Here is a 17,111-nt window from a genome sequence, read left to right as displayed (position 1 = left end):
GTGGAGGGGCGATGACCAGCGGCGTGCGTCTGGCCCGGCTGGCGCCACCGCTGACACTTGTCATCCTGCTCGGCCCGCTCGCCTTCGGGTTGGCCGGAACCGCACTGCCGGCCTTTGGTTACCTGCCTGAACTGGGCGGCGACCGGCTGACCACCGACCATTTTGTAGCGCTTGACGCGGTGCCGGGGATTTATCGCTCGGCGCTGTTGTCGATCATTGTCGGCCTTGGCTCGACACTGGCGGCGCTGATCGCGGTGGCGGCGTTTGTCGCCAGCGATCTCGGCACGCCAGTGTTTGCGCGGATGCGGCGGATGATTTCACCACTTCTGTCAGTCCCGCATGCAGCCGCCGCCTTCGGGTTGGCATTCCTGATCGCGCCATCGGGAATGATCATGCGGCTCATTTCGCCTTGGTTGACAGGGCTCGACCGGCCGCCGGATCTGCTGATCGTCAACGACCCGCTGGCGCTGTCGATGATGGCCGGGCTAATCGTCAAGGAAATCCCGTTTCTGTTCCTGGTCACGCTGGCCGCGCTGCCGCAAACCCGGCATGTCGAAACCATCCGGCTGGGCCGTTCGCTCGGCTACGGAAGGGTTGCCGCGTTCACGCTGTTGTTGTGGCCGTCGCTGTACCGGCAGATCCGGCTCGCAGTCTTTGCCGTGGTTGCCTATGCGACCTCGGTTGTGGATGTGGCGCTGATCCTCGGCCCGCATTTGCCACCGACCCTGCCGGTACGGCTGCTCGACTGGATGAACGATCCGGAGCTTGAAACCCGGTTCCTGGCCTCGGCCGGCGCGGTGATGCAGCTCGGCGTCACCCTGGCGGCGCTGATCGCCTGGGTCGGGCTCGAGCGTGCCGGCACGATGATGGTCTGCATCATTCGCGATGCCGGCAGCCGCTGGCGGCGCGACGCACTGCTGCGTGTCTGCGCCCGGACGGTAATGGTGTCCTCGGCGGTGATCGTGTTTGGCGGAATCGCGGTGCTGGCGCTGTGGTCGGTCTCCGGGCTGTGGCAGTTCCCCGATGCGCTGCCGTCCGGTTTCACGCTGCGCTCGTGGGTGCAGGCACTGCCGCGCATGGCCGGGCCGCTGGCAACGACGCTGTCCGTCGCCGCGCTTTCGACGCTGATCGCGCTGGTGCTGACAATCCTGTGCCTGGAGCGCGAATACGAGACTGGCCGCGGCCGCGACGCTTTGCTGCTGATCTATCTGCCGCTGATCGTGCCGCAGATCTCGTTCATGTTCGGCCTGCAGGTACTTTCGATCTGGCTCGGCGTTGACGCCAGTTTCGGCGCACTGGTGCTGGCGCATCTGGTGTTCGTGCTTCCCTACGTGTTTCTTTCGATGAGCGATCCCTGGCGCGCCCACGACCGCCGCCATGACCTGATTTCCGCAGGCCTCGGGATGAGCCGCACCCGGACGTTGATCCGGATCCGCCTTCCGATGCTCACGCGCGCGATCCTGACTGCCGCGGCTGTAGGGTTTTCGGTCTCGGTCGGCCAATATCTACCAACCGTGCTGATCGGCGCCGGACGGCTGCCAACAGTAACCACGGAAGCGGTGGCGCTGGCGGCGGGTGGCAACCGCCGGGTGATCGGCGTCTATGCCTTCATGCAGATTGTGCTCCCGTTTCTCGCCTTCGCCCTTGCAACCGGATTGCCGGGCTTGGTATTCCGCAACCGGCGCGGCTTGCGGGTGTGACATTGAACAAGATGACCGACAATCAGGGCCTGGTCCTGGATGATGTGAAGATCCAGCTTGGCAACCGTCTGCTGGTGGCGCTCAGCGCGCGGGTGCGACGTGGCGAAACGCTGACCGTGATGGGGCCGTCAGGTTCCGGCAAATCCACCCTTCTTGCCTATCTCGGCGGCTTTCTCGATCCGGCGTTTACGGCCAGCGGCAGCGTTCGCGTCGACGGCGTCGAGTTGACCACGTTGCCTGCGGAAAACCGCCATGCCGGGATCCTGTTTCAGGATCCGCTGTTGTTTCCCCATCTCAGCGTAGTCGACAACATCGCGATCGCCATTCCCGAGACCGTGCGCGGCCGCAAACAGCGCCGGTTGCTGGCAAATGCGGCGCTGGAAGACGCAGGCCTCGCCGGGTTTGGCAACCGTGATCCCGATACGCTGTCAGGCGGGCAAAAGGCGCGGGTGGCGCTACAGCGGGTGCTGCTGTCACAACCCTGCCTGCTATTGCTGGATGAACCGTTTTCCAAGCTCGATGCCGATTTGCGCGACCAGACCCGCAAGATGGTGTTTGGCAAGGCGCGACAGGTGGGGTTGCCGGTGGTCCTGGTGACCCACGACGAGGACGATGCGCGCGCCGCCAACGGCCAGGTTCACAAGGTCGGCCAACCGTGAGCGACGTCGCCGCCCGGCATGCCGACCTGCCGGTTTCCGACGCGCTGCCGGCTTTGTGCGCGGCACTCGGGGCAGCGCCCAACGCAGTACTTGCGGCGCCACCGGGTGCAGGCAAGACCACGCTGGTACCGCTGGTGTTGCTCGATCAACCCTGGCTCAGCGGCAAGATCATTCTGGTCGAGCCACGGCGACTGGCGGCGCGGGCGGCAGCGCGGAGGATGGCGTCGATGCTCGGCGAAGAGGTTGGCGCAACCGTGGGCTACCGGATGCGGCTCGATACCCGGGTTTCGGCCAAAACCCGCATCGAGGTGGTGACCGAAGGCGTGTTCACCCGCATGGCGCTTGCATCCGCCGATCTGGCCGGCATTGATTGCGTGATCTTCGACGAGTTTCACGAACGCGCGCTGGAGGCAGATTTCGGCCTGGCGCTGGCGCTCGATATCCAGTCAGGTCTGCGCGAGGATTTGCGCATTCTGGTGATGTCGGCGACGCTCGACACCGAGCGGGTGGCAAAGTTGCTGGATGGTTGCCCGGTGATCGAAAGCCAGGGCCGCAGCCATACTGTCGAAATCAGGCATACCGACCGGCCTGCGGGCGAACGGATTGAAATCACCATGGCGCGGGCGATCGAGACGCTGCATAGCTCGGAAGCCGGCTCGATACTCGCATTTCTGCCCGGCCAGGGCGAAATCAGGCAGGTGGCGAAGCGGCTTGAAGACAGGCTTGGCGCGGATACAGATATCCAACCGCTCTATGGCGGATTGAGTTCGGCCGAGCAGGATGCGGCGATCAAGCCGGCAGCCAAGGGCCGCCGCAAGGTGGTGCTGTCGACGCCGGTGGCCGAAAGCTCGATTACCATTGACGGCGTGCGCATCGTCATCGACAGCGGGCTGGTTCGGCAACCGGTCTATGAACCCGCGACCGGAATCACCCGGCTGGAAACCATTCGCGCCTCGCGCGCCTCCACCGATCAACGCGCCGGGCGCGCCGGGCGTACCGGGCCGGGCATTGCCGTGCGGCTATGGCGAGCCGAACAGAGCAAGGCTTTGCCGACTTTTTCGGTTCCGCAGATTCTGGCGAGTGACCTGTCGGCGATGCTGCTCGACTGTATCGCCTGGGGGGTGCGCGATCCGCGCACACTGCGCTTCATCGACCCGCCGCCGGAACCGGCGCTGGAAGAGGCGCGACGTCTCTTGAGCGATCTCGGCGCGCTCGACGCCAACGGCGCCTTGACCAAACGCGGCGAACGCATGCGCGCACAGGCGCTGCCGCCACGGCTGGCGGCGATGGTGGTGGCCGGGCAGGATGAGAGGTTTGGCCAGGACGTTGCCGAGCTTGCCGTGGTGCTCACCGAGCAGGGCCTCGGCGGGCAGGACATAGACCTTGACACCAGATTGTCCCGCTTCCGGAATGACCGTGGCGCGCGGGCGACCGCCGCACGAGGGCTCGCGGCGCGATTGGTCGGGGGCAAGGCCGGCAAGTCACATGGCGGTCCGATTTCCGCGGCGACACTGCTGGCCACCGCCTTTCCTGACCGGATCGCCAAACAGCGCGGCGGGCGGGGGCGGTTTGTCATGGCCAACGGACGCGGTGCAGTGATGGATGTTGCCGAACGTCTGGCCGGCTCCGAATTCCTGGTGATCGCCGACCTCAGCGGCAAGGCCGCGGCGGCGCGGATCCTGGCGGCAGCGGAACTGTCGGGCGAAGCGCTCGCGGAAATCCTGGAACAGCGCTCGACAGCCGGCGAAGAATACCTGTTTGACAGCGATGCCGGCGCGGTGCGGGCCCGGCGCGTGACCTGGCTGGGCGCCATCGTGCTGGCCGAAGCGCCGCTGCCCGCTGTCGCCGGTGCGGAGGCGGTGGCAGCGCTGTGCGCCGGCATTCGCAAGCTCGGATTCAAGGCGCTGCCATTTTCCGCTGCCGGACAGCAATTGCGCGACCGGATCGGCTTTCTGCACCGCAGCCTTGGCGCACCTTGGCCGGATGTGTCCGACCAGGCGCTGCTCGACAGTCTGGAGAGCTGGTTCGCACCGTTTCAGCCCGGAGTAATGTCGCTCAAGACGATTGACCGAGACGGGCTCAACCAGGGCCTTCTGGCGCTATGCGACGGGGCCGCGCAGAGCGAAATTGCGCGGCTGGCGCCAACCCATTACGAGGCGCCGACCGGGTCGCGGATTCCGATCCGCTACGATCAGGCTGCACCGGTGCTGGCGATCCGCGTGCAGGAACTCTTTGGCGAAACCCGCCATCCTGCCATTGCCGGCGGCCGCCTGCCGTTGACATTGGAATTACTCTCGCCGGCGCATCGGCCGATTCAGACGACCCGTGATTTGCCGGGGTTCTGGGCCGGCTCATGGGCTGATGTGCGCGCCGAGATGCGCGGCCGCTATCCGCGCCATCCCTGGCCTGAAAATCCGGCGCTGGCCGATCCAACCCGACGCACCAAGCCCAGAGGCAGCTAGAAAAACGTCGACTTAATACCGATTGGCGACCGATGCTGTGATGGGGTAGATCATGACCATGAACACATTTCCTCCCTTCATCGAGGATCGCTCGCTCCGGCACCGGCTGCGGCTGCAAACCCTGACCCGGCTCCGCTGGTTGGCCGTTGCCGGCCAGACCGCCGCGGTGGTGATCGTCGCCCAGGGCTACGGATTCGTGTTTCCCGAATTGCTGTGCTTCACGTTGATAGCGTGCTCGGCCTGGCTCAACATCTTTCTCACGGTGCGGTTTCCCACCGCGCACCGGTTACCGCCGGTTGGCGCCATGGGCGTGCTGTCGTTCGATGTGCTGCAATTGTCGGGCCTGTTGTTCATGACCGGTGGACTCGCCAATCCGTTTTCGGTGCTGTTGTGCGTTCCGGTGATCATTTCGTCGGCGTCACAACCTGTGCGGCACACGGTTGGTCTGGGCATCTTGTCGGTCGCAGCGGTGACGCTGCTGGCGTTCTATTCGCTGCCGCTGCCCTGGTATGCCGACAGTACTTACGAGGTCCCGTTTCTGCTGATCGCCGGGGGCTGGATCGCCATTGTCTCGACCACCGCGTTTGCAGCATTTTATGCCTACCAGGTGTCGGCCGAGGCCAACCAGCTGGCTGACGCGCTGGCGGCGACCGAACTGGTGCTGCAGCGTGAGCAGCATATTTCGGCGCTGGACGGGCTGGCGGCGGCGGCAGCACACGAACTTGGCACGCCGCTGGCGACAATCTCGGTTGTGGCCCGCGAAATGGAGAAGGCACTGGCGTCGGATCCGCGCTTTACGGACGATCTGATGCTGCTGCGCAGCCAGACTGAGCGATGCCGCGATATTCTGCGCCGGCTGACAACGCTGTCGGCGGAAGACGAGGCGCACATGGTGCGGTTGCCGCTGGGGTCGCTGATCGAGGAAATCATCGCACCGCACCGCGAATTCGGAATCGCCATCAATGTGGTGGAGGGAAAAAGCAGCGGCCGCGAACCGATCGGCCGCCGCAATCCCGGCATCATGTTCGGTCTGGGCAACTTGGTCGAGAATGCGGTCGATTTCGCCGATGCCGAGGTGACGGTCGCGGTCGGGCATGACCGGGACTACGTCGTCATTGTGATTAGCGACGATGGCCCGGGATTCGCCCCCGATGTATTGACCCAGATCGGCGTTCCGTTCATGAACAGACGTAACCGTCTGGTCCGGGAAAAGGCTGGCGGTCTGGGACTTGGCTTGTTCATCGCCAAAACCCTGCTTGAGCGTTCCGGCGCCCAGTTGCATTTTTCAAACCGGTTGGCGCCTGATACTGGCGCCCGGGTCCAAATAACCTGGCCAAGGGAGAAAATGGACCTTTTTGGAGCAGAAACGCCCCGACCGACAACGGTTGGAGCTGGATAAAACGCAAAGAGGCATTAGAACTGCGGTGCTAGCAAACAATCCTTGACGCTGACACCCGCTGGCCGCACCCGAGAGGTGAAACATGACAGGCGAAGACGACCATTTAGTTGAAACAGAATCCATCGGACCGGACGCGACCCTGCTGCTGGTCGATGATGACGGCCCGTTTTTGCGCCGGCTTGCTCGCGCCATGGAAGCGCGCGGCTTCGATGTGGAAATTGCCGAAAGTGTTGCTGAAGGCCTTGCCAAGGCGCGGCAACGAACCCCCAAATTCGCAGTCGTCGACATGCGGCTGCAGGACGGCAACGGTCTCGACGTGATCGAAGCCATCCGGGAACGCCGCGACGACACCCGCATCGTCGTGCTGACCGGCTACGGAAATATTGCCACAGCGGTTACCGCGGTAAAGCTCGGCGCCATTGATTACCTTGCCAAGCCGGCAGATGCCGACGAAGTATTTGCCGCGCTCACCCGCAAGCCCGGCGAACGGGCCGAGGTTCCGGAAAACCCGATGTCGGCGGACCGGGTGCGCTGGGAGCATATCCAACGGGTCTACGAAATGTGCGACCGCAATGTATCGGAAACCGCTCGGCGCCTGAACATGCATCGGCGGACCTTGCAGCGGATTCTGGCCAAGCGCGCTCCGCGCTAAAGCGTCGACAATTCGGCCTGCAGCAGCCGATTGGCGGCGGCGCGGGCGAAACGCAGCAGCATCGCCTTGCGGGTCGCCGCGGCAAGACGGTGTTCGGGCGCATCGCGCAGCATGTGACCCGACCAGCCATCGGCAATGATCAAGCCGCAATCGACGGGAAACAACTCCGCCGGCACCTCGGAATGGGTGGCGAAAAACAGCCGGTCGCAATGCTGGCGGTATTCCGGCCATTTGCAATCAACCCTGAGATCTTCGACCGAAGACTTGATTTCGACGATCCAGATTTCGCCGCCCTCGCCGAGCGCGACAAGGTCGGCGCGACGCCCCGAGGCCAGCGACAGTTCCGGCACCATCGCCAGCCGCAAATCGGCAAACAGTCGCTGAACCCCGCGACGCACCATCAGCGCGCGATCGGATTGGCGACCGTCAATCAGCGGATTGTCAGCGTGCGGAGATATGATCGGCATATACCCTAGGTGCCATGACCTGAGTTACATCGCAACGCTGATGAGAGGTTTTGTTGCGCAAAAGCAATGATGCGCGGTAAAGCGCAAGCCATACGCAATTTTTTCGCAAATGCAGGTTGCATAGGTAAGGTTTGTTTAAAATAACCGGTGCCATGTTGTGTCCGATTCTTGCCAGACTTAACATCCCTGCTGCCCCGGAAGATACCAGATGAACCCACGCTTTTCACTTACCATTGCCGGACTGATCGCCGCCTTCGCGCTGGCCGGTTGCTCCCCCTCCGAAGAAGGTGCCTCGGGCACCACCTCACAGATTTTCACCTCGGAATACGGCACCGTCACGGATACCGGATATTCGATCCCGGCGGTCCCGATCAGCAAGATCGACAAGCGCTTTCACCGCCAGATCGTTAGTTACGGCAGCAAGGAAAAGCCCGGCACCATCGTCGTCGATACGCCTAACCGGTTCCTCTATTTCATCCTGCCGGGCAAAAAGGCAGTGCGCTACGGCATCGGCGTGGGCAAGGCCGGTTTTGCCTGGGAAGGCGAAGCCTATATCGCCTGGAAGCAGCAATGGCCGAAATGGACGCCGCCGCAGGAAATGATCCAGCGCAAGCCTGAACTGGCCCGCTATGGCGAGGACGGCATGAAGCCGGGCCTGCAGAACCCGCTCGGTGCGCGCGCGCTCTACCTGTTCAATCAGAAGGGCGAGGACACATTGTTCCGCCTGCATGGCACGCCGGAATGGAGCTCCATCGGGACGGCTGCTTCGTCGGGTTGCATCCGACTGATGAACCAGGACATCATCGATCTTTACGAGCGTGTCCGGCCGGGCAAGGGTGCCAAGGTGGTCGTCAAGCAGTAAGCAGAAGCATTGCATACAAACAAAAGCCCGCCCGGCGATCGCCAGGCGGGCTTTTTTGTTTCCGGGGCCAAAGGGCATTTGGTCTCGAAATGCCCTAACCGCCGTTGTGACGCTTTAGCTTTCAGCTCGACATCTTGGCCTTCAACTCGGCGCGGCGACGGTGCAACACCGGCTCGGTGTAGCCATTGGGCTGCTCGCGGCCGGCCAGAACCAGTTCCACCGCAGCCTGGAACGCCACCGAACTTTCGTAATCGGGCGCCATCGGGCGATAGGCCGGATCGCCGGCATTCTGGGTATCGACGACAACGGCCATCCGTTTCATGGTCTCGATGATCTGCTCCTTGCTGACCACGCCGTGATGCAGCCAGTTGGCCATGTGCTGGGCTGAAATCCGCAAGGTGGCGCGGTCTTCCATCAGTCCGACATTGTTGATATCCGGCACCTTCGAGCAGCCGACCCCCTGGTCCACCCAGCGCACGACATAGCCCAAAATGCCTTGGGCATTGTTGTCGATCTCATGCTGAATTTCTTCAGGCGTCCAGTTCGGATTGCGGGCCACCGGCACCGACAGGATATCATCGAGGTTGGCGCGGGCGCGGTTGCGCAATTCGGCCTGTACCTCGGCGACATTGACCTTGTGATAATGGGTAGCGTGCAATGTCGCGGCAGTCGGCGAGGGCACCCAGGCGGTGTTGGCGCCGGCTTTCGGGTGGGCGATCTTCTGTTCCAGCATCGCTGCCATCATATCGGGCATGGCCCACATGCCCTTGCCGATCTGGGCATGGCCGGAGAGGCCGCATTCCAGCCCGATATCGACGTTCCAGTTCTCATAAGCGGCAATCCAGGCCGCCTGCTTCATGTCGCCCTTGCGGATCATCGGCCCGGCTTCCATCGAGGTATGGATCTCGTCGCCGGTGCGGTCGAGGAAACCGGTGTTGATGAACACCACCCGCTCGGCCGCAGCCCGGATGCATTCCTTGAGGTTGATAGTGGTGCGGCGCTCCTCGTCCATGATGCCCATCTTGATGGTGTTGGGCGCCATGCCGAGTGCGGCTTCCGCACGGGCAAAGATTTCAACGGCGAAGGCCACTTCTTCCGGGCCGTGCATTTTCGGCTTGACCACATACATCGAACCGGCTGCGGAGTTGGCGCGGCGGCCATTGGGCCCGATATCATGCAGGGCGATGAGGCCGGTCAGGAACGCATCCATGATGCCTTCGGGGATCTCGTTGCCGTCGCGATCGAGAATCGCCGGATTGGTCATCAGGTGGCCGACATTGCGGATCAGCATCAACGAGCGGCCCTTCAGCTTTGCCGCCTTGCCATCCGGTGTGGTGTAGTCGATATCGCCATTAAGCTTGCGGATGAAGCTCTTGCCGCCCTTGTTCACTTCCTCGGTCAGATCGCCGCGCATCAGGCCAAGCCAGTTGCGGTAGACGAGAACCTTGTCCTCGGCGTCGACGGCAGCGATCGAATCCTCGCAGTCCATGATGGTCGTAACCGCCGATTCGAGTCCGATATCGCCGATACCGGCCGGATCGCCCTTTCCGATGAGGCTGTCCGGATCGACGAAAACCAGGGAGTGCAGGCCATTCTTCTGGAAGTACAGACGATAGGCGCGGTCGCTTTCGCGTTTGAAGCCGGAGTATTGCGCCGGATCAACCAAAGCCGTTTCGCCAGCGCTGGTCTTGATCTTCAACTCGCCGTTGTCGAAATCAAAACCGATGACATCGGCCCATTTGGCGTTTGCCAGCGGCACGCTGTCATCGAGGAAAGCCTTGGCCCAGGCGATGACCCGGCCGCCGCGTTCCTCATCATAGCCACCCTTTTTGGGCAGGTCGCCGAGCGCGTCGGTTCCGTACAGCGCATCGTAGAGAGAGCCCCAGCGGGCATTGGCAGCATTGAGGGCGAAACGGGCATTCATCACCGGGACCACCAACTGCGGACCGGCGATCGCGGCGATTTCCGGATCGACATTCCGGGTCGAGACCTGCACGGGCCCGCCTTCGGGCAGCAGATAGCCGATCGATGCCAGGAAATCCTTGTAGACCTTCATGTCGATCGGGGCACCGTGTTCACGGTGCCAGGCGTCGATTTTGGCCTGCAGATCATCGCGCTTGGCAAGCAACGCCTTGTTCTTGGGCGCCAGATCATCGACAGCCTCACCAAAGGCCTTGAAAAAGCCTTCAGCCTCGACGCCGGTCCCCGGCATCGCCTCGTTAACAATGAAATCATACAGGTCGGCGCTGATCTGCAGGCCGTTGGTGTCAATTCTGTTCACATTGAATCTCCGCTATTCAGACATTCGCGTTGCCGCTCAAAATTTGGCCGGACCCTGCCGTAGCGGGCACTGCCTGTCAATTCGTCAAGGGTCACATGAACTTGCGGCCCGGAAAGGTCAACCGCCGGCGATGCGTGGTCGCCCAGAAGCGGCTGCCGTGAAGCGCGCCTCGATGAGTTTTTCGATGCCGTCGATCACCGGCTTGTCGATCTGCTCGTAAAGATCAACCACCGGATGGTCGGTGCCGCTGCGGATCGCCGCCTCGCGCGCCTGGGTTTCCGCTAACTGCCGGGCCAGTGCAAAGGCCGCGTCGCGGTCCTCCAGAATCTGTGTGTCGCCGACACCGTTAACCGCATACCCACCGTCTTCCGGTTCGGTGACAAATACCGTCACTGTCTCGCGCACCTGTCCGACCACCGCGCCGACGGCATTGGCGACGCCGGCATGCATCGGGATATGGCTTTCAATATCGAGCATTTCGGCAATCGCCGGGTAATGCACCGGCGCGGAAGCACCGAGCGCGACCAGCGGCCGGTCGAGTCTGAGGCCAAAACAGACAAAGCCCCGCTTTCGGCTCAGGGCCCGGTCGATCAACGTGGATTTGGCCGGGTCTATGCCGGTAATTCCCTCGTCGGCTAGCAACGCGGTCAGCACCGCCTCGCTGCTCTGGCGGGTAAGCCGGGCAGAAACCAGGTTTGCAAGATCGACCGGGGTTTGGGCTACCACCTTGCCGGACCCGGCCTTGCGGCGTGCGAAGATCTCGGCACCGTGCATCGCCGCTTCGGCATTCCACTGGTCCTGCTGGCCCAGCACATGCATGGCGTCGGAAGGTGTAAAGCCGGCGGTCAACACCAGACCGCGAGACATCAGCCGGTCCAGCGTGGCGCGCTGCCAGGTGCCCGACAAAAGCTCGCTGAGCGGCACCGGCTCCAGTCCGATTCGCTCGTAAAGGCCTGCTTCCTGGCCGGTCAAACCGGCGGTCAACGCCTCGGGAAGGCCGGTGCGCAGTGCAAAACGACCGTCCATTCTGCCGGGATAAGGCGCACGCAATTGCTTTTCGAGTACCGGCAAAACCGCATCCGGCCAGAGGTGAGCGGCCAGGCTCAGCGGCATCAGCCGGCGCGGGCCGAGCGTGATTCCCGCTACCAGGCCGCTTTCTTCAAGCCAGACCTCGGAATCACCGCCAAGGCCGAATGTATGCATGGCCACTGCCTCGACCATGGTTCGGTAGCGGCCAACAGTTGCGCCTTCACGGTCAAGCCGCGGGCGACCGTTGTCGAGCACGGCGATATCGGTGGTGGTTCCGCCGATATCGGAGATCACCGCGTTGTCGAGACCGGTCAGATGGCGGGCGCCGACCAGGCTCGCGGCCGGACCGGAGAGAATCGTCTCGATCGGCCTGAGCAACGCCTCGGCGGCGGAGATCAGCGCGCCATCACCGCGCACGACCATCAGTGGCGCATCGATGCCGCGTTTGCCAAGAAAGCCGCTGGTGGCGTCGATCAGCCTGGCCACCATGGAAATCAGCCGAGCATTGAGAAGCGTGGTCAGCGCCCGGCGCGGCCCGCCAAGCCGCGAAGACAGATCATGGCTGCAGGTGACCGGCAGTGAGGTGTGCTGGCGCAGCAAATCGCGCACCGCGATTTCATGGGACGGATTGCGCACGGCAAAATAGCCGGCAATGGCAACCGCCGACACTTCGCCCGGCAGCGACGACAACCGGTCTTCGAGCGGTCCGAGTTCAAGCGGAGTCTCGCGGCCATGCACGTCATGTCCGCCTGCCAGGTGAATCACCGGGTCACTGCCGAGCGCGTCTGCCAGGCCATCACGGGTCATGTCCTTGGGTGCAAAACCGATCATCACAAGCCCGGCACGCCCGCCCTGGCCCTCGACAAGCGCGTTGGTGGCAAGCGTTGTCGACAACGACACCAGCCTGATGCGCGCCGTCGCGCCGCCAATTTCGGAAAGCACCGACTCCACCGCACCGGCGACGCCGACGGCGAGATCGTGGCGGGTGGTCAACGCCTTGGCCGAGGCCAGCACGCCTTCGCTTTCGCTGTAGAGCACGGCATCGGTGTAGGTTCCGCCGGTATCGATGCCCAGAAAAAGAGGTGATGTCATTGCTGTCGTATGCTCCCCAGACGACCCTGATAGGCGGCCGTGCCACTGCGTATTAGGCCGGATTGTTGCTCCGCGCCATTGCCTTGTTCCGACGGATATCCGCCGCGGACAGGCTAACGCCGGTGGATCCGCATCGGCAATCCGCCTTCCGGCTGAGTGGTAAGCTTCTGCACCGGCCATGGATTGGTCTCGGCAGTGCAGTCAAACCGGTATCTCGACAACAGCACTCCGAGAGCGATCACGGCCTCCTGCAGCGCGAAGGTGGCGCCGATGCAGATGCGCGGCCCGACGCCGAACGGCAGATACTGATAGCGGTCGATCTTGCCGCGGTTTTCGGGCAGGAAGCGGGAGGGGATATAGGCGTTTGGCTGATCCCACAATTTGGTGTGGCGGTGCAGGGTCCAGGGCATCACCAGCACGGTGGTGCCGGCCTCGATGGTGACGGTTTCACCCTCGCCGTCTTCCCACCGGTCGTCGGCGATCGCAGCCCGGTTGATCGAGGGCGCCGGAGGATAGAGCCGCATCGCCTCCTCGAAGGCGGCCCGGGTCCACGGCATCATCTCGAGCCATTTGACCGGATCAGGCTCATGCGCCAGCACATGATCGATCTCGGCCTCGACCTTTTGCCGGTCAGTCGGCGAATTGGCCAGGCAATAGAGCGTCCAGCCCAGCGCCCGCGCGGTGGTCTCGTGGCCGGCGCCGATGAAGGTGATGATGTTGTCCTCGATCTCGTCAAGGGTGAGGCCATCAGGGCCCTGCTGGCGGATCAAGAGGGTGAGGAAGTCTTCCGGCACGGCATCGGGGTTGGAGCGCATCAGAAGCTGCCGATCGGCCATGGTCTGCTTGACGATGTTCCTGAATTTGGCCAACACCTTGCGGCCAAGCACTCGCCGCAAGCGCGGCACAAAGGACGGCGCCTTGAGCAGATCCATCGGATCGACCCTTCCCATGGTCGACAACAACCGTTCGATGTCGCCGGCAAACTCGACCTCGCTGCCGGCGACCTGCCCGGAAAACAGCGTTGCGGAAAGAATGTCGAAGGTTAGTTCGGTCATGTCGACGGCGATGTCGCACACCTCGCCGCTGGTTGCCGCGACCTCGTAGCGAATGGCGAATGCGCGCGATTGCGCAAGCATCTTCTCGGCAAAACCCTGGGCATGGCGCGGTGTGAAAACAGGCGCCATGGCCTTGCGCGAACGGCGCCAGGTCTCACCCTCCGCAGTCAGCAACCCGTCGCGCAAGATCGGTCGCAGGATCAACTGCCTGATCACCGCCATCTTGTAGTTTGCGGCGTTGTCGACCAGCACGTGACGCACCAGGCCGGGGTGGTTGGCAATCAGCGTCCGTTCGTTGAAAAACTTCACCTTCATCCATTGCAGGCGAAACGACGGCTCGCCCCACAGTTCCAGCGGATTGCGCATGACGGTCCGGATGATCTCGAACCGCGAGGGCGGCCTGGTGCGGGGGACCGGCGCCGGCGGCACGAACGGGGCGAGCGGGGAAGACATTCGCGTTTCCTTTGGTTTGGCCTTTGATCTGGCGGGGCCTTGCTCCATATATGCACTGTAAGTTCCACAATTCCATGGCCTCGGCGATTTGGTTTTCACCCTCCCGACGCCTATAGTGGCGTGCTATACGCGTGGTGATTCGCCGCCGCGATTTTTGACGTTTCCGCCGGTAGACCCGGCTTGGACTGAAAGACCCTGCATGATGAATGATACGCCCGAGACAATCCCGACCGTGGAGGCCGAATACGGCGCCGAATCGATCAAGGTTCTCAAGGGCCTGGATGCCGTTCGCAAGCGGCCGGGCATGTATATCGGAGATACTGACGACGGTTCCGGCCTGCACCATATGGTCTATGAGGTGGTTGATAACGCCATCGACGAGGCCCTCGCCGGACATGCCGACCGCGTCACCGTGACGCTCAACCCGGACGGATCGGTGACAGTGACCGACAACGGCCGCGGGATTCCAACCGATATTCACAGCGGCGAAGGTATTTCGGCGGCCGAAGTGATCATGACGCAGCTTCACGCAGGCGGCAAGTTCGATCAGAATTCCTACAAGGTCTCCGGCGGCTTGCATGGCGTCGGCGTTTCCGTGGTCAACGCGCTTTCGCTCTGGTTGAAGCTTGTGGTCCGGCGCAAAGGCAAGATCCACCAGATCCGGTTCACGCACGGTGTAGCTGATGCGCCACTTGAAGTTCTCGGCGATTGCGGCGACGAGACCGGCACCGAAGTTACCTTCATGCCAAGCACCGAAACCTTCACCATGACCGAATTCGATTTCGGCACGCTGGAACACCGGCTGCGGGAACTGGCGTTCCTCAATTCCGGCGTACGCATTCTGCTGGCCGACCGGCGGCATTCGGATGTGAAGGAACTGGAACTGTTCTACGAAGGCGGGCTGGAGGCCTTTGTCCGCTATCTCGACCGCTCGAAGAAGCCGCTGGTCGCCGATCCGGTGACCTTGCTGGGCGAAAAGGACGGTATCGTTGTCGAACTCGCCATGTGGTGGAACGACAGCTACCACGAGAACGTGCTGTGTTTTACCAACAACATTCCCCAGCGCGACGGCGGCACCCACATGGCCGGGTTCCGCGCGGCGCTGACCCGGCAGATGGTATCCTATGCCGACAGTTCCGGCTTGACCAAGAAGGAAAAGGTCTCGCTCACCGGCGATGATTGCCGCGAAGGCCTCACCGCGGTGCTGTCGGTCAAGGCGCCGGACCCGAAATTCTCGTCACAGACCAAGGACAAGCTGGTTTCCTCCGAAGTCCGGCCGGTGGTCGAGAACCTGGTGAACTCGACGCTGAGCGCCTGGCTTGAAGAACACCCGGCCGAATCGAAGATCCTCGTCGGCAAGGTGATCGAAGCGGCCTCTGCGCGCGAAGCCGCCCGCAAGGCGCGCGAATTGACGCGCCGCAAGGGCGTGCTCGACATCTCCTCACTTCCCGGCAAGCTTGCAGACTGTTCGGAAAAGGATCCTGCCAAGTCCGAACTGTTCCTGGTGGAGGGCGATTCCGCTGGTGGCTCCGCCAAGCAGGGCCGCTCACGTGAAACCCAGGCAATTCTGCCGCTCAGGGGCAAGATCCTCAATGTCGAGCGGGCCCGGTTCGACAAGATGCTGTCGAGCCAGGAAATCGGCACACTGATCATGGCGCTCGGCACCGGCATCGGCAAGGACGAGTTCAACGCCGACAAGCTGCGCTACCACAAGATCATCATCATGACCGATGCTGATGTCGACGGCGCCCATATTCGCACGCTGCTGCTGACTTTCTTCTTCCGGCAGATGCCGGAACTGATCGAGCGCGGGCACCTCTATATCGCCCAGCCGCCGCTCTACAAGGTAGCGCGCGGCAAATCGAGCCAGTACCTCAAGGACGAAAAGGCCATGGAGGAATACCTGGTCACGACCGGTCTGGACGAGGCGGCGCTGGAACTGTCGAGCGGCGAAGTGCGCACCGGTGCCGACCTGAAGGATACCATCACCGACGCGCTGAGAATGCGGGCGCTGCTTGAGGGCCTGCATTCGCGTTACGACCATTCGGTTGTCGAGCAGGCGGCAATTGCCGGCGCGTTCAATCCGGAACGGGCGACCAATGCGGTCGAAGAAGACGCCATGGTCGCCGAAGTCGCGCGACGGCTCGACATGATCTCAGAGGAGTCCGAGCGCGGATGGACCGGTTCCACCACCGAAAATGGCGGGCTGAAGTTTGAACGCGTGGTCCGCGGCGTCAAGGAATCGGTGCTTCTCGACGCCGGGCTGATCGGCAGCCAGGACGCGCGCATGATCGACCAGATGAATGCCAAGCTGCGCGATGTCTACAGCGCGCCGCCGGTACTGCGCCGCAAGGAAGGCGGACAGCAGATTTCAGGGCCGCGCGAATTGCTCGACGCGGTGTTCGCGGTCGGCCGCAAGGGCCTGACGCTGCAACGCTACAAGGGTCTGGGCGAAATGAACGCCGAGCAATTGTGGGAGACAACGCTGGATCCGCATGCACGCTCGCTGCTGCAGGTTCGGGTCAATGACGCAGTTCATGCCGACAGCCTGTTTTCGCGGCTTATGGGAGATGAAGTCGAACCGCGGCGCGAGTTCATCCAGGACAACGCGCTGTCGGTCGCTAATATCGACACCTGACGCGACCACCATTTTAGAGACAAGGATTACGCCGCCCCCCCGATCTGGAGTGGCGGCGTTTTGTATCCCACATTTGTTTTCAGCGCAGCCGCGACGCTTCCACCGCACCAGCCACCTCTTAGCCATCCACATCAGGATATCGAAGCTGTCGCTGGTGATGCCAAGGATCTGCCATTTCGACGCGTTGTGCTGTCAATTTGGCGTTCTTTCGCTTCGTTATTGCGCCGATAGGATGAATCCGACCAAACCGGCCCCCGAAGCCATAGCGCCAATTTGGCCGTGAAAACTGCGTCCGTTTTGATTATCAGCCTCAGGTCTTTGGTTTCATTCGAGTTTTCTGGCCATATAACAGATATGGCTCT

The 17,111-nt window shown here is 62.6% G+C and carries 11 protein-coding genes; 7 read left to right on the top strand and 4 right to left on the bottom strand.

The window, feature by feature from the left end; translation table 11 throughout:
- Positions 1-11 precede the first annotated feature (11 nt).
- The 5 genes from ACK6D9_RS02775 to ACK6D9_RS02755 all read left to right on the top strand — a co-directional run bounded on the left by ACK6D9_RS02775 (position 12) and on the right by ACK6D9_RS02755 (position 6,872).
- Entirely contained in the window at positions 12-1,700 is a 1,689-nt protein-coding gene (locus ACK6D9_RS02775) for an ABC transporter permease (RefSeq protein ID WP_412050542.1), read from the top strand.
- Positions 1,701-1,711: 11 nt separating this feature from the next.
- A complete protein-coding gene (locus ACK6D9_RS02770; RefSeq protein ID WP_412051716.1) occupies positions 1,712-2,359 on the top strand; it encodes an ATP-binding cassette domain-containing protein in 648 nt (215 codons plus the stop codon).
- The gene (hrpB, locus tag ACK6D9_RS02765; protein ID WP_412050541.1) at positions 2,356-4,821 is read left to right on the top strand and encodes an ATP-dependent helicase HrpB; all 2,466 of its coding nucleotides are present in this window, start codon (positions 2,356-2,358) and stop codon (positions 4,819-4,821) included. The genes ACK6D9_RS02770 and hrpB overlap by 4 nt, the downstream gene beginning before the upstream one ends.
- Before the next feature lie 58 nt (positions 4,822-4,879).
- Positions 4,880-6,220: an ActS/PrrB/RegB family redox-sensitive histidine kinase gene (locus ACK6D9_RS02760; protein WP_412051715.1), complete on the top strand. Its 1,341-nt coding sequence runs from the start codon at positions 4,880-4,882 to the stop codon at positions 6,218-6,220.
- A gap of 82 nt (positions 6,221-6,302) precedes the next feature.
- Entirely contained in the window at positions 6,303-6,872 is a 570-nt protein-coding gene (locus ACK6D9_RS02755) for an ActR/PrrA/RegA family redox response regulator transcription factor (RefSeq protein ID WP_322988866.1), read from the top strand.
- Here the strand turns inward: ACK6D9_RS02755 and ACK6D9_RS02750 are convergent.
- The gene (locus ACK6D9_RS02750) at positions 6,869-7,339 is read right to left on the bottom strand and encodes an MmcB family DNA repair protein (protein WP_412050540.1); all 471 of its coding nucleotides are present in this window, start codon (positions 7,337-7,339) and stop codon (positions 6,869-6,871) included. The genes ACK6D9_RS02755 and ACK6D9_RS02750 overlap by 4 nt on opposite strands.
- Before the next feature lie 208 nt (positions 7,340-7,547).
- On the opposite strand from ACK6D9_RS02750, the gene ACK6D9_RS02745 reads away from it, so the two are divergent.
- Entirely contained in the window at positions 7,548-8,201 is a 654-nt protein-coding gene (locus ACK6D9_RS02745; protein WP_322988864.1) for a L,D-transpeptidase, read from the top strand.
- A 121-nt stretch (positions 8,202-8,322) separates the two neighbouring features.
- Here the strand turns inward: ACK6D9_RS02745 and ACK6D9_RS02740 are convergent, their stop codons facing one another.
- From ACK6D9_RS02740 to ACK6D9_RS02730, 3 genes are all read right to left on the bottom strand, one after another.
- Positions 8,323-10,482, bottom strand: a complete 2,160-nt coding sequence (locus ACK6D9_RS02740; RefSeq protein WP_412050539.1) for a malate synthase G — start codon at positions 10,480-10,482, stop codon at positions 8,323-8,325.
- A 117-nt stretch (positions 10,483-10,599) separates the two neighbouring features.
- On the bottom strand, positions 10,600-12,603 hold the full coding sequence (locus tag ACK6D9_RS02735) for a hydantoinase/oxoprolinase N-terminal domain-containing protein (RefSeq protein ID WP_412050538.1): 2,004 nt from the start codon (positions 12,601-12,603) through the stop codon (positions 10,600-10,602).
- 113 nt (positions 12,604-12,716) lie between these two features.
- Positions 12,717-14,111 (bottom strand): cytochrome P450, encoded by a 1,395-nt coding sequence (locus ACK6D9_RS02730; protein ID WP_412050537.1) that lies wholly within the window; start codon positions 14,109-14,111, stop codon positions 12,717-12,719.
- 202 nt (positions 14,112-14,313) lie between these two features.
- Here ACK6D9_RS02730 and gyrB point away from each other — a divergent pair, with 202 nt between their 5' ends.
- Complete coding sequence (gene gyrB / locus ACK6D9_RS02725; RefSeq protein WP_412051714.1) at positions 14,314-16,749, top strand: DNA topoisomerase (ATP-hydrolyzing) subunit B; 2,436 nt, start codon at positions 14,314-14,316, stop codon at positions 16,747-16,749.
- Positions 16,750-17,111 lie beyond the last annotated feature (362 nt).

This window comes from Hoeflea sp. Naph1 (assembly GCF_046837775.1).
Classification (GTDB): domain Bacteria; phylum Pseudomonadota; class Alphaproteobacteria; order Rhizobiales; family Rhizobiaceae; genus Hoeflea.
This window is presented reverse-complemented; position numbering and strand designations above follow the sequence as displayed.